Origin of the sequence: Bacteroides sp. HMSC067B03 (assembly GCF_001811315.1) — a bacterium.
GTDB lineage: Bacteria > Bacteroidota > Bacteroidia > Bacteroidales > Bacteroidaceae > Bacteroides > Bacteroides faecis.
Window position 1 is genome coordinate 1 of sequence record NZ_KV804356.1, and the last position, 17,216, is coordinate 17,216.

The 17,216-nt window shown below is 55.0% G+C and carries 11 protein-coding genes; 6 read left to right on the top strand and 5 right to left on the bottom strand.

Translation table 11 applies throughout. The annotated features are described in order from the left end of the window. Nucleotides 1-372 precede the first annotated feature (372 nt). From HMPREF2794_RS29920 to ltrA, 6 genes are all read left to right on the top strand, one after another. Entirely contained in the window at nt 373-1,230 is an 858-nt protein-coding gene (locus HMPREF2794_RS29920) for a helix-turn-helix transcriptional regulator (RefSeq protein WP_008620088.1), read from the top strand. A 105-nt stretch (nt 1,231-1,335) separates the two neighbouring features. Continuing rightward, nucleotides 1,336-2,196: an RteC domain-containing protein gene (locus HMPREF2794_RS11895; protein ID WP_004303821.1), complete on the top strand. Its 861-nt coding sequence runs from the start codon at nt 1,336-1,338 to the stop codon at nt 2,194-2,196. A gap of 398 nt (nt 2,197-2,594) precedes the next feature. Next, complete coding sequence (locus HMPREF2794_RS11900) at nt 2,595-2,906, top strand: helix-turn-helix domain-containing protein (protein ID WP_004303820.1); 312 nt, start codon at nt 2,595-2,597, stop codon at nt 2,904-2,906. A 3-nt stretch (nt 2,907-2,909) separates the two neighbouring features. Continuing rightward, nucleotides 2,910-3,236: a helix-turn-helix domain-containing protein gene (locus HMPREF2794_RS11905; RefSeq protein WP_004295487.1), complete on the top strand. Its 327-nt coding sequence runs from the start codon at nt 2,910-2,912 to the stop codon at nt 3,234-3,236. Nucleotides 3,237-3,372: 136 nt separating this feature from the next. Beyond that, nucleotides 3,373-4,386, top strand: a complete 1,014-nt coding sequence (locus HMPREF2794_RS11910) for a PDDEXK nuclease domain-containing protein (RefSeq protein ID WP_004319206.1) — start codon at nt 3,373-3,375, stop codon at nt 4,384-4,386. Between the two features lie 485 nt (nt 4,387-4,871). Further along, the gene (gene ltrA, locus HMPREF2794_RS11915) at nt 4,872-6,278 is read left to right on the top strand and encodes a group II intron reverse transcriptase/maturase (protein WP_070751575.1); all 1,407 of its coding nucleotides are present in this window, start codon (nt 4,872-4,874) and stop codon (nt 6,276-6,278) included. Between the two features lie 92 nt (nt 6,279-6,370). Here the strand turns inward: ltrA and HMPREF2794_RS11920 are convergent, their stop codons facing one another. From HMPREF2794_RS11920 to HMPREF2794_RS11940, 5 genes are all read right to left on the bottom strand, one after another. Beyond that, nucleotides 6,371-12,472: a helicase-related protein gene (locus HMPREF2794_RS11920; protein WP_070751576.1), complete on the bottom strand. Its 6,102-nt coding sequence runs from the start codon at nt 12,470-12,472 to the stop codon at nt 6,371-6,373. Further along, nucleotides 12,459-12,908 (bottom strand): DUF1896 family protein, encoded by a 450-nt coding sequence (locus tag HMPREF2794_RS11925; RefSeq protein ID WP_004295482.1) that lies wholly within the window; start codon nt 12,906-12,908, stop codon nt 12,459-12,461. Before HMPREF2794_RS11925 ends, HMPREF2794_RS11920 begins: the two co-directional genes overlap by 14 nt. Nucleotides 12,909-13,051: 143 nt before the next feature. Further along, a complete protein-coding gene (locus tag HMPREF2794_RS11930; RefSeq protein ID WP_004319201.1) occupies nt 13,052-15,151 on the bottom strand; it encodes a type IA DNA topoisomerase in 2,100 nt (699 codons plus the stop codon). Nucleotides 15,152-15,166: 15 nt separating this feature from the next. After that, nucleotides 15,167-15,382 (bottom strand): hypothetical protein, encoded by a 216-nt coding sequence (locus HMPREF2794_RS11935; RefSeq protein ID WP_070751577.1) that lies wholly within the window; start codon nt 15,380-15,382, stop codon nt 15,167-15,169. Nucleotides 15,383-15,385: 3 nt separating this feature from the next. Further along, nucleotides 15,386-16,843 (bottom strand): DUF3945 domain-containing protein, encoded by a 1,458-nt coding sequence (locus tag HMPREF2794_RS11940; RefSeq protein ID WP_070751578.1) that lies wholly within the window; start codon nt 16,841-16,843, stop codon nt 15,386-15,388. Between the last annotated feature and the right edge of the window lie 373 nt (nt 16,844-17,216).

The following is a 17,216-nucleotide window of genomic DNA, read 5'->3' on the forward strand; positions in this document are numbered from 1 at the left end:
TAAAAAGCTTTGTTGCCCGGTTCTTTTTTCGTATATTTGATGTAGTCTGAAGGTATTTAATTGACTACAAATAGATTAAAAGAAACTCGCATGAGAATAGGCAACGGATAAGAAATTGGTAAAGTGCTTTGATACACTATATTTCTCATGCTGTCAAACAACTCTTATTTGTTTGCAAATATAATATTATTGCAGGTAATAATCAAAAATAACGAGGTTTATTTTCATTTTTACCTGCTGATATTTGTTCCGGATTATCAGATGCGATATATTTGTAATTAGGATTCGTACCGTGTTCCAAGCGGTTCATAAGTAACGACTTGCGGAGTTTTGGCAACAAGGGGATGCGGCTCCGTTTTATAGAAATGACTTATGCAAACCGACTTATCCATTTACAACAGTCTTCGCCCTTCCTTTATAGAAGGCGTTCACGCCGTGAAGTTCAATGCTTTGTCGGCGGTCATATCGCGTTACCGGGATTATGCCCGCAGTTCCGAACAAATAAAAGCGTACTCGGGAGATTCTCTTCTGATGCGGGACATCGCCTCCTTGCTTGACGAAGCACCCCGTCCCATAACGAGGGAATACCAGGATTTCACCCCGTTCCTGCTTCTTCTGATGCTTTCGGAGGAGTTTCATGCCGTCCATTACGTCGAGCGTCTTGTAACGTGGTATTTCGGCTACTGTTGTGTCGATGAACTGCGGACGGTCTGCACCATTCTGTCCGAGTGTTCCTACCCGCATCACGACACGCTGCGGCTGCGGTTCAAGAATTACCTGCGTGAAGCCCGTAAGACATTGGGTATGCCCGTTGAATGTAACGCTGCTGTCATGCTGAAAATGCTCGACGCCTCTTATGAACATCTCACTCCCGCCGATGTCGGGGAGTTCGAGGAGCTGTTGCACCTGGGGGACGATTACGAGTTCATCTCCCGTGTCAAATCGAATTATCTTGCCTCGGATAACGTCACGGAACTCGCCGGGGTTTGCGGGTATTCCAGCACGATTACCTTCCGCCGGCGTTTCCAGCGGGTTTTCGGCTGCTCGGCCTCCTCGTGGTTGCGTCAGCGCCGTATCGAACGTATCGGGGAGTTGCTGCGGACGACACACTACACGTTGCAGGAAATAGCCTACATGTGCGGTTTCTCCGCCCAATCCCACTTTACGGACTTTTGCAAGCGGAATATGGGGAGCAATCCCACTTCCATCCGTCAGGAAAGCCGGATTTGACATTAAAATCGGCTCCGTGATAAAAAAACGAAGAGAAAGATAAAAATCGTAATCCGCCGGTTTTTCGATTCGCTAACTTTATACGCGAAAGTAACAAGACGGATTATGATTGCATTTATAGAAAAATTAAACAGCGAAGTCCTGCGGAGTATCGAACGTATCGAATCGCGGGATACCGACGTGTTGAAAAAGTCGCTTGAAGCGTCACGTGTCCTGGGAGAAGCGTTCGACCGTTTGAAACAATATATCATCGGCTACCGTTTTCAAAACGATGACGAGGAAATAAAGTTCTTCAAAGAAATCAAACCCCGTCTTTTTTGCCGTCTGATCTATTACCGCAAGCTCTACAATATCGAGATGAACCGTCCGGTAGGAAGTATCGAGGCACAACGGGAGTACCTGGACGCCCATGTTCGGGCCATCAACGCGTACACGCAGAAACGCCTCGACTTTATCCGCTATTTCCGCAGCGGCGCCACACACCTGGACAGCCTCTATTTCCTGCGCGGGCAGACCGACACGGAGCAATACCTGGAAACCTTCTACTATGAACTCGACCCGCAGTTTTCGACAAACGCGGATTTCAAGGTGGCGAAAATCCTGGCCAACGATATGTTGTCGGTTTATCTTATGGGCGAATTGGAATCACTGGAGAGCACGAACCTCCGGAACATGGTTCTGCCATTGTCTGACGTGCGTCCGACATGGCAGGACTCGAAGACGGATCTGACGGAACTTATTTACCTGCTCGACAGTAAAGGCTGTTTCGGCAATGTGCCACTCACGCAACTTGCCAGCTACATTTCCAACGCTTTCAACGTACACCTCGACATGAACCTTTCGAGGACATTCTGCGATATGAAAATCCGAAACAACCCGACACCGTGGCTTGACAAGGCGAAAGAGGCCCTGCTTAAACGTATGCAGACGTGGAAGCGAAACAAGAAAAACGGCAATTCCGAGTAGAATATGAACCGGTAAAGCACTCTATTCCTTATAGAAACACTGATAATCAGCGTTGTATATAACAAAAGAACCGAGGTCGGTTTTCCCCCGTAACTCTCGAAAGGAACTTTCCCGAACGCCCGTATTTGCACCCGTATAAGGAGCCGATACGGGTGTTCCGTTGTAGCCCCGTCCGGATTAGAACACCGTTAAGCGTTGAATCACAGTATTCTATCGCATTTCTGCCCATAAAAATACCGAGTACGGGCCGCGGATTTCGGTAAAAAACACTGCCTTCTTCACCGCATGAACCGTTGAGAATCAGTTCACTGCAAATTATCAAAAAAAAGTCGTACCGACCTCGTTTTAAGCTGTCCATATAAGCCCGACCTTTGTAACAGACTAAAAAACAAAGGAGTATGAAAATCATAGTGATCGGTTCGCGAGCCTATAACGAGCTTGTCGGGCGTATAGAGAAAATAGAGGCTGCAATCGCCTCTCTCCCTGAAAAGGGGCGTGCATGGAATAAGGAGTATATAAACGACGAATGGATGGACGGTGAGCAGGTCTGCCGTTACCTGGGTATCAGCGGGCGTACCCTTCAACGCCTCCGCTCGGATCACGTGATCACCTATTCGGCCATCAACCGGAAGCTGTATTATTCCCTCACGGAAATCCGCCGTGTGCTGAAGGAGCGTTCCGTGCGGCGCAAAAACCGACCAAAGGAATAGGCCATGTTTCTGGACAAGGAATATTTCGACGGATGGATGCAGCGGCTCTCGGAACGGCTGGAACGTATCGAGAAGCTGTGCGCGGGGGACGTGGAGCAACCGCTTTCCATCCTGCCTGACGGGGAGCGTCTTCTGGACAATTACGACCTGTGCCGTATGCTCAATATCAGCAAGCGCACACTCCAGCGTTACCGCACCTCGGGAGAGCTGCCTTACGAGATGATCTATCACAAGACCTTCTACCGGGAATCGGACGTCCTGCGGTTCATCGAGCGTAACTTCAGTAATTTCCGTAAGCTGAAAAAGGATCGTCCTGCCGGTTCCGGTTAGGCCCTGTCCCGAGAGTCCGGCGTCATGGAAAAACGCGGAGATACATGGAATAAGGCACGACAAGGCGGTACAACCGCTCGATATTTGCCGTAAAATCAGTATGTTTGCACTTGGAAGCCTATATAATAATGAAGCAATGAAAGAAACTGATAAAATATATCCTGCCGACAAAGGGGAGGAAGAGCTGCTGCATAACGTGCGCCATATCTTGCAGGAAGCGCGCGCGAAGGTGATACATCATGTCAATTCGACCCTCGTGAGGGCTTACTGGCAGGTAGGGAAATATATAGTGGAGTACGAGCAGCAGGGAACCGGCCGTGCCGGATATGGCAAGGCTGTCATCAACACCCTTTCCAGGCGGCTCGTGGCGGAGTTCGGAAACGGGTTCACGGCCACCAACCTGCGGTACATGAGGCAGTTTTACCAGTGCTACCCGAAATATCACACGCTGTGTGATAAATTGAGTTGGTCGCATTGCCGCACGCTTCTCAAGGTGTCGGGCGATGCCGCCCGTGATTTTTACCTGCACGAGTGCGTCAAGGAAAACTGGAGTGTCCGGCAGCTCGACCGCCAAATCAACACGCTTTTCTATGACCGCCTGCTGGCCAGCCGAGACAAGAAAGCCGTGAAAGAGGAGATTTCCCGTACCGAACCCGGACGTGTCGAACCCAAAGAGATCATCCGCGACCCGTATATCCTGGAGTTTCTCGGTATCCCGCAGGGAGAGCATTTTCTGGAAACCGATCTGGAGCAACTGCTCATCAGCCGCTTGCAGCGCTTGATGCTCGAACTCGGGAAAGGCTTCGCCTTCGTCGCGCGACAGAAGCGTATCTCCTTCGATGACAAGCATTTCTACATCGACCTGGTCTTTTACAATTACCTGGCCCGTTGTTTCGTTTTAATAGACCTTAAATCCGGGGAGCTGACCCATCAGGATTTGGGGCAGATGCAGATGTATGTCAATTACTACACCCGTGAGTTGATGAATCCCGGGGATAACCCTCCGGTGGGTATCGTCCTCTGCGCGGAGAAAAACGACGCGGTCGTCCGTTATACGCTGCCCGAAGATGAAAAGCAGGTCTTCGCCGCCCAGTACATGACCTATCTTCCCACGCAGGAGGAGCTGCAAACACTCTTGCAGGAAGTGTGACGACAACGCTCACGGACATATGAAAAAAGCCGATGGAAATCTGTACTTCCGTCGGCTTTTCGTGTATGCTCGGCATGAGCATTGTCTAACGGGTGCAAGTCCCGAGTAAGCCCTAATAGCGGGAATTACATAGCCCAAGGCAAGGGTGTTCATCGTGAGGTGAAATCTGAAAGAAGCCGGCGGCAAACATCTGACCTAACGGACAGAAACTTCATATAAGGCATATGACCGTGGGTAAGGCTGCACGACAAGCCAAAGCCCTATTGCTATTCGGAACGGTCGATGTAAATGAAGTAGGTATAAGATGGAAAGACAATGCCCTTATCCGAGGAGGTCTCACGGACGCTTCAAATAGTTTTTTTACGAAAGAAGTGGAGTAAAGCTTGCCGTGAGAAGTCAGCAGACGCCATAGTAGTGCAATACTCGATAATGTTGCATGAAGGGCTGAACCTAACAATTAAACGATAGTAATTGAAACATACCTCATGAAGGAAAGAATGCAGAAAACATTATCCCAAGTTAATGGCTGCCCCCAAAGAGACAGGTCGGAAACCGAATGGTATGGGGGAGTGCAGACCTTCATGTGGATGTGTGAAGACAACATCGTGGAAGTACCATTCGACAAGGAACACCTTTTCGAGCAAATTCTTAGTCCTTCAAATCTCAACCGAGCCTACAAGGCTGTTATGAGAAACAAAGGCTGTGGTGGTATCGACAAGATGTCGTGTGAGCAGCTGCTCCCGTGGCTCTTGACCAATAAGGACGTGCTCATCCGTTCCTTGATGGACGGCTCTTACCGTCCGAACCCAGTCAAGAGGGTAGAAATACCCAAAGACAACGGCAAGATGCGCCTGTTGGGAATACCTACAGTAGTAGACCGTCTGGTGCAACAAGCCATCAACCAAGCACTGACCCCCATCTATGAGAACCAATTCTCCAAGACGAGCTACGGTTTCCGCCCGAGAAGAGGATGCCATGACGCACTACGAGGGGCGCAAAAGATAATCAACGAAGGCTACAAACATGTAGTAGACCTTGACCTTGAACGCTTCTTCGATACCGTGAGCCATAGCAAGCTCATAGAAATCCTCAGCCGTACGATAAAAGACGGCAGAGTTGTCAGTCTTATACACAAGTATCTCCGAAGTGGTGTAATGAACAAAGGCTTGTTTGAAGCGAGCGAGGAAGGGACTCCCCAAGGAGGACCGCTAAGTCCGTTGTTGAGTAACATCATGCTCAACGAACTGGATAAAGAACTTGAACGCAGAGGACTTCCCTTTGTACGCTATGCCGACGACTCGATGATATTCTGTAAGTCCAAGAGGGCTGCAATGCGAGTGAAGGAGTCTATAACCCGATTTATAGAGAATACTCTATATCTCAAAGTCAATAAGGAAAAGACCGTAGTGTCGTATGTGCGCGGAGTGAAATATCTCGGCTACTCCTTTTATGTGATGAAAGGCAGATGCGAACTCACGGTGCATCCAAAATCCAAAGCCAAGATGAAATCAAGGTTGAAAGAATTGACAAGTCGCAGCAATGGATGGGGATATGCCAAGAGAAAGCAAAAGCTTAAAGAATACATAAGAGGGTGGGTCGGCTATTATCATCTTGCTAATATGAAACGTCTCTTACTTGATACTGATGAATGGTTAAGACGTCGAATACGCATGTGTATATGGAAAGCTTGGAAGAAAGTCAAGACAAAAGTGGCAAACCTCATCATATGTGGTATCAATAAATATCAAGCATACGAATGGGGTAATACTCGCAAGGGCTATTGGCGAATAGCTGATAGCCCTATTCTAAAAAGGGCGATAGATAACAATAAACTACGCTCCGCAGGGTATGCTACTTTAATAGGGTCGTATCTCGAATGGCACCCAAAATAGGAACCGCCGTATGCGGAACCGCATGTACGGTGGTGTGAGAGGTCGGTAAACGAAAGTAGGAAGAAAACTACTTCGTTTTCCTCCTACTCGATTTACATCTTGATCCCTTTCTTCGCGGGGCCGTTCTCCGGCGGGCTGCCCACGCCCGCGATCACGATGCGCCCCCCGGAGGCGTCGGCAATCTGCCGCAGCCGGGAAGGAATACGGGCCGCCGTGTTGTCTTTCCCCGGGAGCTCTTCCGCCGTGTCATGCCGCTCCCGGCACACGTCGTTATCCTCCTCCGCCTCCTTTCCCTCGCTCTCCTCTATCGGTTTGAGGCTTTGCTGTATCCTGCGGTCTATTTCCGTCAGGTCAGCTTTCAGGGCCGTCAGTTCGGGTTCCTTGCGCCAGGAACTTTCCACCACTTCCCGCAGGACGGGAATATCTTTCTCCAGTTCCTCATTCTTTTTCCGGAATTTTTCCAGTGTCGGCTCGATGGTTGCGAGCGCGTGGATGAAGTTCATCGCCGCCAGTCGCGGGTCGGAGGCGATATTCCCGTAGTTGTACTGGTAGAGATAATCCCCTTCACCCCGGACATAAAAACGGTTCTGCACCAGGTCGAGCCCGTCTTTCCCGGTCGTTTCGCTCTGGACGAGCAGCTCGAACCCGTAGAGGCTCCCGATAGGTTCGAGCCTGTCGAGCGTGCGTGCCGTTTCGGCGATACGGTTGAGCTGTTTCCCGATGAGCTTGGGGTCGGAGGTTTCCAGCCCGTTCAGTTTCACGGGATTGCGGTACGAGCCGTCCTCATTGAACTCGACGCGGGCCTTGAAGTGTTCCAGATCCTTGCCGATACGCCGTATCAGGTCGTTGTTCTTCTCTATCTTTTCCGTGATCTGCTCCAGCTTGTAGCGGCTCGATGATTTGCCGCGCACGAATGCCTGGCGTTCGCTTTCGAGCGTGGCGATCTTCTTCTCCAGGCGGGCCTTGTCCAGCAGGTCTGTATTTCCCGAGAGGACGGCGACATACTCGGAAAAATTCATGCCGCTCTTCTCGTCGATGGCCCCCTCGTCGATGGTACGGCTTCCCATGTTGTTGGTCTTGAGCTGGCGGATGAACAGTTGCTTGTTGTGCAACAGCCCGAACTTGTAGGCGTCGAGCGACTTCTCGACGGCGTATAATATCACGTCCACCTTGTTGTCGGCATGGAGTTTGGCGATCTCGTTCCCGGTGCGTATTCCCCGCCCGTCGCGCTGTTCCAGGTCGCTGGGACGCCAGGGGCAGTCCAGGTGGTGTATCGCCACGCAGCGTTTCTGCGCGTTCACTCCCGTCCCGAGCATCTCGGTCGATCCGAAGAGTACGCGGATTTTTCCGGTGTTCATACCGGCGATCATCTCCTTGCGCGCTTTTTCCGAGGTCGCCTCCTGGATGAACCGCACCTCGCTTTGGGGTATGCCGTAATCCTCCGCAAGTTTACGCCGTATCTCGGAATAGACGTTCCACCCCGCTCCGGGTTTGTAGGTTCCCAGGTCGGAAAATACGAACTGCGTACCTTTGTACGCCTCGAAACGGCGGTAGTAACCGGCAATCATACGGGCGCAGTGGCTCGCCTTGTTGTCCACGTGGTCACTGTATAGTTCGGGGTCTATCATACGCATATCGAGCGACATCTTGCGGGCGTAGTCTGTGGCAATGAGCATTTTCGCCTTTTCCTCCCGCTCCGAGAGCGGCAGGCGGCCCAGGAGCGTGGCATCGCCCGATTTGGCGAACTGCACCAGCCGTTCTATGAACTCCGTCTGCTGGGGTGTCGGCGGGATATTGTGCAATATCTCGTTCTTTTGCGGTCGGTCGATCCCTATATCCTCCGCCGAGCGGTAATCTGTAATCTCGGAGTAGAACATGGCCAGTTCGGGAACCTTGATGAAATATCGGAACCGTTCTTTCTGCACGACCTCGTTGGTCACGGAAAACTCGTAGTCGATGGTTTTCTTGGCAAAAATGGCCGCCCAGGCATCGAAGGTGCGGATATTCTGACGCTCCAGTTCCTTCGGGCGCAGGTACTTGAAAAGCAGGTACAGTTCCGTGAGCGAGTTGGAGATGGTCGTTCCCGAGAGGAACGTCGCCCCCAGGTCGCGGCCCGTGCGCTGCTGTATGGTACGCAGCGCGAAAAGCATGTTGAGCGCCCGCTGCGACCCCTCGGGATTTCCGAGGCCCGCCACCCGGTCATGCCGGGTCGTGAAAGTCAGGTTCTTGAATTTGTGGCTCTCGTCCACGTAGAGGTGGTCGATACCCATGAGGCGGAAGTCCACGGCGTCGTCCTTGCGTGTTTCCAGCGCGTGCGCCACCTTCTGCAACTTGGCTTCCAGGTTGGCCTTGCGTTTCTGACACCCTTTCATCATGGCGCGGGAAACGTCCCTGCCTTGTGCTTTGAGCACTTCGAGGTTCTCCTCCACACAGTCCAGCTCGGCCTGCAATATCTCCTGCTGTATCTCCGGAGACTGGGGTATCATGCCGAACTGTTCGTGCGAGAGGATCACGGCGTCCCAGTCGTTGTTGCGTATCTCCCGGAAGATGCGCTCACGCTTCCGGGGCGTGAAATCCTCCTTGCCCGGGTAGAGGACTTTGGCCATCGGGTAAGCGGTGCAGAACGTCCGGGCTATTTCATGGATGTTGGCTTTCAGCCCGATAATCATGGGTTTGTTGGCCAGTCCGAGGCGTTTCTTCTCGTAGGCCCCGCAGCACATGATGAGGGTCTTTCCGCCGCCCACCTCGTGGTCGATTATCCCGCCGCCGAGCAGTTTGTCCATCCATATCGCGTCCTTCTGGCTGTCATACAGATTGTCTATTCCCAGCCCCTTGAGGTCGAGGTCGGGGAATTCCTGGTGCGTCCCGTCGTACTTCGGGCGCACGTAACAGTTGAAAGTACGGTTATAGAGGTCTGTCAGGCGGTCTTTGAAGTCGGACGACTGCTCGCGCAGCCATTCGGGGAAAGCACCCCGGATCTCGTCTATCTTGCTGTTGGCGAGCTGTATGGCCTCCCCGTCACGCACTTTGACCTCCCGCCGTTCGCCGTCCACCCATTTGAGGACGGTCTTGGTGATGTCGGGCGAAGTGTTTTGCAGGGCGTGTTTCAAAAGGTGCAGGCCGTTGTACTTACGGGTCTGCGCGCTGACGGCATACTGCTCCGTGATCTTCACGTTCGTCGCTTCCGCCTTCACGCCGTACTCGTCCAGGTTAGAGGCGAAGGTGATCTTCACCTCCGTATCGAAGAGCGAGGAGGCGAAACGCTCGTAAATACCTTTTGGAATCCACCGTTCGCCCAGGTTGAAGTCCAGGTCGTCGAAAGCGATGGGTTTGGGTGTCGCCTCGCGCAGAGCCTCCAGCGATTCCCGGGCCGGGGCGTGGTCGGGATTCTCCCGCAGGAACGCCTCGATCCGTTCGGCTTTCCCGATGACATTGCCGGCGATGAACTTGTCGGCAACCTCGTAGCCGTCCGTTTCCGGGTTGTAATAGATACGTCCTTTCAGTTCCCCGAGTATTCCCTCCACGGTAGTTCCCGTGAGCGATGCCATGTAGCGAGGTTCCACCCGGCCGTACTTGTTCAGGCTGGCCACAAGGGCCTCCGAAGCGTCGTCGGCGTGCGTGATCTCATCGGGATTGAAGGCCACGGGACGCTCGAAGATGTCGGCTTTGCGTGCCTTGCCGTCGATGTAACGCTCCAGCGATAGAATCTCCGTTCCCCGCGCGTCCATCTTGATCAGGTCGAGGTTGCGTTTGTCATTGAGCCGTCCGAAGCGTTCGGTGAAATTGTCGTAAAGCCGGTTGAGCATCTCCCGCAGGGCGGGGTTCGCCGTCAGCGTTTCCGCCTCGTTGTTATAAAGGTGGTAATAGGCATCGCGTATCTCGATATACATGGAGGCTTTCGTCCGTTGTGCAGGCGTGAGTTCCAGCGGGTGGAACATGGGTTGCAGGGATTCAATCCCCCGCAGGTAGCCGACCCGGTTTTGTCCGTCCGTGACGAGTGTCCCCTCGCGGAAATAGGGGGCGACCTCACCCTCGAACGGGCGGGGTTTCATATCCGCCTCCCGTATCTGCGGCATTTCTTTACCGGGTTCTTCCTCCTCCGGATTTTCCGACGTGTCGAACAAGCTGCCCGTTCTCGGCGTACCGGCGGCTTGTTTCCGTCTGTCTTTCGGGGCTTCCGTCGGGGGGCGTACCGCCTGCCGTTCCCGCTGTTCCGGGGTTTCCTGCTGCCGGGCGCTTTGTCGGCGCAGTTCCGCCCTCCGTTCCGGGGTAAGCGACATCATCATCTCGTAAAAGCCGTTGATCGGCGGGTTATCCTCCCAGTTCAGGGAGGCATACAAGTCTTCGGGATCACGCTCCGGTGGCGTCGTTTTCGGCATTTCGCTCTTCTGTTCCTCCGGAGAGGAGGCCGGGGCGAATAACGAGGGTTGCCGGGGCGTCTTCCGCTTTGCTCCCCGGCGGCTGTTCCTTTTCTTGGATATACCGAGTTCTGCCTGCCGCCGCTCCTCGGCGCTGAAGCCGAACAGGTCGTAGAGCGTCAGCAACGGTTCCTGCTGCACGTTTACCGGTTCGGCAGCCGCCGTTTCCACCGTGTCGAAAAGCGACCCGGCGAAGCCCTCCCGCGGTTTCGGTTCCGTTGTTCCGCCCACGTGCTGCACGGGAGTATCCGCCATGCCGAAATCTTCGGGTTTCGGCGGGTGCTGCTCCCACAAGCGATTCTCCCGCTCCTTCGACCAGGCCCCGAAGTCGGCCAGATCCTCTTCGGTCGGTTCTCCGGCGGGTGTGGCGGCAGAATCCGGTAACACTTGTCCGGGTTTGTTTTCGATTCGGGTAATCTCCCCGGTTTCGGTATCGACATGGTAGCCCTGCGCCGCCATTTCTGCGACGACGCGGCGTTTTTCCTCCTCTTCCCGCTGCTGCTGAAGGTTACGGGCGTCGGCGATAATCTCCTTGACGATTTCTCCGGCAAGGCGGGGCTCGTATCTTTCGGCACGCTGGCGTTCCGCCTGACGGGAACGGGACAATTCCCGCTCCGGTGTACCGGGTGTCTGTTCCGGAGCATGTTCCAGGCAATAACTCTCGTTGAAATGCCGGTTGAAATCCTCCGAGAGCATACGCCGCATCTCCCGGTCGATGCCGTCCACGCCCTCCGCGTGGGTGAACTCCATCGCCGGTTTGCCGTAGGGGTCTTTGCCTACTTTGGCCTCGGTATGGATCACTCTGTCGAACGACTGGAAAAGGTTGTTTATCCGGATGCCGTTCGACAGCTTGCGGGATTCGATGAAATCCCGCTGCCGTTCGGACAGTTCCCCCGTGGCGGCTTTCTTTTGCAGGATAACCAGGTCGCTGCCGACCTCCGTCCCCGCGTGTTCTGTAAAGAGGTTGTTCGGCAGCCGGATGGCCGATACGGGCTCGCAGCGGTTCATCAGCCACTCGCGCACGGGGCGTCCCTGCTCGGCGTTCAATACTCCCTGCGAGGTGATGAATGCCACCAGGCCGCCCTCGCGTACCATATCGACGGACTTCATGAAAAAATAGTTGTGCAGCGCCCGTGTGCCTTGCCGCCGCACGGGGTCGGTATGGGTGGAGAAGAACGGGTCGAAGAGCGCCACGTCCCCGAAAGGGATGTTGCTCACGGCCACGTCGTAGTAACCGGCGTATTTGGGTTCGATGCGCTCGAATCCCTGTACCCGCACCCGTTTTTCGGGGTGCAGGTGCTTCAGGATCAACCCCGTGGCGGGGTCTTTCTCGAAGCAGGTGATCTCCGCATAGGGGGCGTGGAAATCCACGGCACTGACGAAAACCCCCGTTCCCGCACTGGGGTCAAGAATACGTTTGGGGACGATCCGCGTGTCCCATATCGCCTCCACGATGGCGTCTGCCACTTTCGGGGGCGTGTAAAAAGCCGTCAGGACGGAGTTCTTGATCCCGTCCATGTAGCGCTTGTATTCCCGTTCGTCGGGGGTGTTCGCCCTGATGACCTCGTGCAACTCGGCCACGAGCGTTGCCATGCCGTCCTTGTCCGGTTTCCCGGTGGGGTTTTCCAGCACTTCCTTGATGGCGCCGAAGCCGCTGTATGCGCCGAGTGTCCTTTCTTCTTCGGGAGTCGGCGCCCGCCGTTCCCTGTCGAGCGTGAAGGCCGTCTTCAGCGCGTCGATATTCTGGCGGAGGTGGGTTTTCTTATTGAATGCCATCTTCGAGAAGTATTTGGACGGTTCCCGTCAGTTCGGTATAGAACAGTTCGTAGTCGGGCGTGTCGGCGAAGTCGTCCGTGAGGTCGTACTTCTCCAGCACCCCGCGGCAGAGGGGCAGCAGGCGTAGAGCCGCCTGCCGGGCGGTATCCTCGGGAATCTCCGCCTCGAATTCCCTCCAGAGGATGTTTACCAGCGTGTTGTAGGGTGAAAAGTGCAGTCCGCGGCAGAGTTCCTCGCGGGCAATTTCTTCGGCCTCGATGTGGTTGCAGCCCGAACGGATCGCCTCGCTGTACGCTTGGGCGGCGCTGTCGGCCCGCTCGGCGATGAACTCACTTTCGGCGATGAGTTCCGGGTGGCTGTCCTTGAGGTAGGATAGTAACGAAAGTCCGTAATAGGACAATTCCCCCGTGGGGGTATGGTGTTGCTTGTCTGGCATGATAAGAATTTTTAGTGGTCGTTGATAATCGGGGAAGAGAAAGGCGCCCCGGGTTCCCACCCGAAGCGCCGACCACTGAAAAAATCCTTATCAAACAAGCGTATCTCGTTATGACAGGTCTTTTCCAGTGGCAAAGGTAACGATTATTTCCGTTTGTTCCTCTTTCCCTGCCTGGGAGTATCGCGCGGTTCGAAAACGAACGAGGTCTTGAACTGGTCATCGAGCGTGAGGGCCGCGTCGAACGTTCCGCCGCCGTTTTTGACGAATCCCCGGATCGTGCCGGTTTTGCCTTTGGTCAGCAGTTCCGCGAGCTGCTTGTCGGTCAGCTCCTTGCGGCCCACGGTTCTCCATACGGTCAGGCCGCAATCGGGATTCTGACACTTGGCGAGTTTGGGATAGAACACCACGGGCCTGCCGCAACGCGGGCAGGCTGTGTCACTCTCCGCGCCGTCGATTCTTGCTTCCAGCAGTTCTTTGGCGATTTGCGAGGTGAAGACCTCGATACCGCGATGGAACGTCGGGGCGTCCATCTCCCCGGTGGCGATCTTCGAGAGGGCCAGTTCCCAGCCGCCCGTCATGGCGACATCGGCAATCTTCTTGTCCCTGACCACGGCATACACGGCCAGTCCCTTGTCCGTGGGTACAAGCGACTTTTTCTCTCGCCTGACATACTCGCGGGCAAAGAGCGTTTCGATGATGGCGGCACGGGTGGCGGGCGTGCCGATGCCGGCATCTTTCATCGCCTCGCGTTCGGCCTCGTCGGACAGTTCGCGTCCGGCGGTTTCCATCGCCGCCAGCAGGCTCGATTCCGTGTGAAGGGGGCGCGGCCGGGTCTGTTTCTGTTCCGTGCCGCATCCTTTGACGGGCAGCTCGTCGCCTTGCACGATGTCGGGAAGGAGGGTCATGTCCTCCTCTTTCTCTTCGACAGGTTCATTCAGGACGGCCCGCCAGCCCGTCTCGACCATGATACTGCCGCGGGCCGTGAAATCATGTCCCGCGCTTTGCAGGGTAAGGAAAGTGTTTTCTTTCACGCAGGCCCCGGAAAAGGTTTCGAGCATCCGCCCCGCGACCATCTCATAGACGATGCGGTGGTCGGCATCCAGTTCGGAGGGGAGGTTCTCGGTGGGAAGCAGCGCGTGGTGGTCGGCGATCTTTTCGTTGTCCACGCTTCGGCGGGAGAGAGATGCGGTATCCATCCTGCCCGCGTATTCCGCGAAACGGGGATAGCGTGTCATGTTCCCGATGAGTGCCGGAATCTCCTCGGCCACATCTTCCGATATATAGCGTGAGCCGGTACGGGGATAAGTGATGAACTTCTTCTCGTAAAGCGACTGGGCGATGTCGAGCGTTTTTTCTGCCGAAAAACCATACCGGCTGTTGGCCTCTTTTTGGAGTGTCGTCAGGTCGTACAAGAGAGGCGGCTGTTCCCTGGCCTCCTTGCGCTCCACGTTCACGACGCGTACCGTTCGGACGCCGATAACCTCGGCGCGGGCTGCTTCCGCCTTCTCCCTGCCGTCGAATTTCTCCGTGGAGAGGACGGTGAACTCCGTGCCCTCCTTTGCCGTGGAGAGCTTCAGCCGGAAATAGGTGGCGGGCTTGAACGCCTTGTTCTCCAGGTAACGGGAGCAGATGATCGCCAGCGTGGGGGTCTGCACCCGTCCGAGCGACCAGACGCCCCGCCCGGCAGCCACGGCAAGCGCTTGCGAGGCGTTGATACCGACGATCCAGTCGGCTTCGCTGCGGGCTTTGGCCGAGAGGTAAAGGTTGTCGTATTCGTTGCCGGGGCGGAGGTGTTGTAACCCCTCGCGGATGGCCCGGTCGGTCAGGCTGCTGATCCATAACCGCACGAAAGGGGTGCGGCATTCCAGGTAAGAGTAGATGTAGCGGAAGATCAGCTCCCCTTCACGCCCCGCGTCGGTCGCGACGATGATGCGCTCGGCCATGCCGAACAATTCCCGGAGAATACCGAGCTGCTTCACGACACCCGGGTCGGCCTTATACTCTTTACCCTCCCGAACCTGCCGGGGCAGGAGGATGAACGATGATGGCAGGATAGGCAGGTTTTCCCGGCGGAAACCCGCGATGCCGTACTGTTGGGGCATTGCCAGCCCGACCAGGTGGCCGAAGGCCCAGGTTACGGCGTAGCCGTTTCCCTCGATAAAACCGTCTTTACGGTTCGTGGCTCCCACGATGGCGGCGATCTCACGCGCCACCGAGGGCTTTTCTGCGATAATTACTTGCATGATGATTCGGATTTTTCAGTGGTTGTTTTCTTGTTGTTCTTCTTCTTTCTCTTTTTCCGGACGGGAGATCAGCCGGCGGTCGTAATAGACATGGTTGCCGTTCCCGTCGTAATACTGCCGTCCGTCGTCCGCCTCCTCCGGGGGGCTGCGTTTACCCGGCCGGAGGTACAAGGCAGCCAGCGCCGCGATCAGGAGCGGCATGGCTCCAGCCTGCATGTAGAACCATTTCATACGTTATACCTTGACACCTTTGGAGTTGCTCTTTTTGCTGCTGCGGTAATTTTTCTTCTGCGCCGGGGTGGCCTCCTGCTGTCCCTGCTTGAGCGGCTCTTTCACACCTTTGACCGCTTCGACGGTCTTGCCCTCGGAATTGACGGCGACCTGGGTACGGCTTTCAACGGCGGGTTTGACCTCCGCCCCCTGCCGTTTCGCACGGTCGGGATTCCAGCGGAAGAAGTCCATCTTGTTACGCTCGAAGTTGGGCTTGACCCAGGCGTTGAACGGCTCACCCTGCCCGTCCTTGACCATGCCCTTGATATAGAAAGCCTTGACATCCGCCCGCTTGGATGGATCGTTCACCGCTTCCGTCCACTGGTCATAAGCCTCTTTGGGCACGGAGGCTTTGAGGATTGTCCGGTGAATCGTGAGCGTGGGCTGTCGTTCGGAGGCCGCCGTTTCCTGCCGTCCGTTTTTCTCGGCGGCCTTCTGGCGGTAAATCTCCTTGTTCTCCTGGGCGTAGCGATTGCGATCCAAACCGTCGTAGGTAAAGGAATAGTTACGTTCGGCCGCGTCGATTTGGATATAGGCATCCCGCTTATAACCCGCGCGGGTGGTATATCCTTCGAGCAACACCTTGCCGCCGCCGTAGAAATCCATCTGCTTGCCTTCCGAGAGGTCGGCCTCCTTGATGCGGGCACGTTTTTCGAGTAGCGAAACGGGCATGGGTTCCAGCGTGTTCGTCCATTTGTCTATCGACACGTAGCAGGGCGTGAGCTTGCCCGGCTCCAGCTCCAGGTCGATCACTTTCCCGGCGTGGCGGGTGTTCATCAGGTTCGTTTTCGCCTCCTCGTCGAGCAGCACCCCGTGAAAGGGGACGTCGAGGTCGGGCCGTTCCTGCCAGTAATGCGGCACGACGCGCAGCGAGCCGTCCGCCTGCTCTTCGAGCGACACGCGCCCTTTGGTGGAAACACGCATCCCGTTCTCCAGTTCGGGGTTCATCTCCACCAGCCCGTTGGATTTATGTCCGTAAGACATGGCTTTCAGGTGCGGCTCGATGTCCTCCATGCGGATACCTTTCTTCTCCATATCCGCCAGGTCTATCTTCGTGACGTCCAGCGGCTCGAACTGCCGCTGCTCCTGCGTCTGAAGCCGTTCGGAGGGGTCGATACGGTAATTTTCCAGAATCTCCGGGTCGAAGTCGATGCGGATAAGTTTGTTCAGGGCATTCTCCGTCATGACGAAGATACCCGTGTGGACGGGGTTCTGGGCCTGTTCCATGAACTTTTTGAAGAAGGCTTCGAGGGCTGAATCCTGCGTGTTCACGTTCAGCAGGCTCGCCACATTCTGATCCGTGGGGTCGGCGGTCTGGATATTGCCGTCCCGATCCACGCCGGTAACGGCTTGCAGTCGTCCGTCGTCGGCATTCTGAACGAGCATGACTTGTTTAGCGTCGTTCTTTACGTTTTCGTCCATAATTACGAGTGTTTTTAGTTAGCACCAATAGCGATGCGGGAACGAAAGTAAGGGGAACCGGCTGAACGTAAAAGAGTTGGAAAGGCTATGGAAGCATCGGGCACAGAAGTGGCCGCTTGTGGCGCAGGGCAGAGGAAATCGGAGAAACGGAGTGCCGGGAAGGACGGATTTGGCAGAGGGTATTTTCGTGGCTCCTCACCTTATTGTCAGGTAGTCGGGATCTATTGTTAAATGTCAATAAAGCGCATGGATAACCCGTGTTTTTTTATAAATTTGCGAAAACGGGTTTCAATATCCGACAAAACGTGAGGCATGGAAATATATACCCCAAAAACCAAGATCAAACTTTCTCCGGTGATAAGAAACGGGAGAG

Bases quoted from the DNA above. Each gene is read 5' to 3' on its own strand.
- HMPREF2794_RS29920 (WP_008620088.1), top strand. From the start codon at position 373: ATGCAAACCGACTTATCCATTTACAACAGTCTTCGCCCTTCCTTTATA.
- HMPREF2794_RS11895 (WP_004303821.1), top strand. From the start codon at position 1,336: ATGATTGCATTTATAGAAAAATTAAACAGCGAAGTCCTGCGGAGTATC.
- HMPREF2794_RS11900 (WP_004303820.1), top strand. From the start codon at position 2,595: ATGAAAATCATAGTGATCGGTTCGCGAGCCTATAACGAGCTTGTCGGG.
- HMPREF2794_RS11905 (WP_004295487.1), top strand. From the start codon at position 2,910: ATGTTTCTGGACAAGGAATATTTCGACGGATGGATGCAGCGGCTCTCG.
- HMPREF2794_RS11910 (WP_004319206.1), top strand. From the start codon at position 3,373: ATGAAAGAAACTGATAAAATATATCCTGCCGACAAAGGGGAGGAAGAG.
- ltrA (WP_070751575.1), top strand. From the start codon at position 4,872: ATGAAGGAAAGAATGCAGAAAACATTATCCCAAGTTAATGGCTGCCCC.
- HMPREF2794_RS11920 (WP_070751576.1), bottom strand. From the start codon at position 12,472: ATGGCATTCAATAAGAAAACCCACCTCCGCCAGAATATCGACGCGCTG.
- HMPREF2794_RS11925 (WP_004295482.1), bottom strand. From the start codon at position 12,908: ATGCCAGACAAGCAACACCATACCCCCACGGGGGAATTGTCCTATTAC.
- HMPREF2794_RS11930 (WP_004319201.1), bottom strand. From the start codon at position 15,151: ATGCAAGTAATTATCGCAGAAAAGCCCTCGGTGGCGCGTGAGATCGCC.
- HMPREF2794_RS11935 (WP_070751577.1), bottom strand. From the start codon at position 15,382: ATGAAATGGTTCTACATGCAGGCTGGAGCCATGCCGCTCCTGATCGCG.
- HMPREF2794_RS11940 (WP_070751578.1), bottom strand. From the start codon at position 16,843: ATGGACGAAAACGTAAAGAACGACGCTAAACAAGTCATGCTCGTTCAG.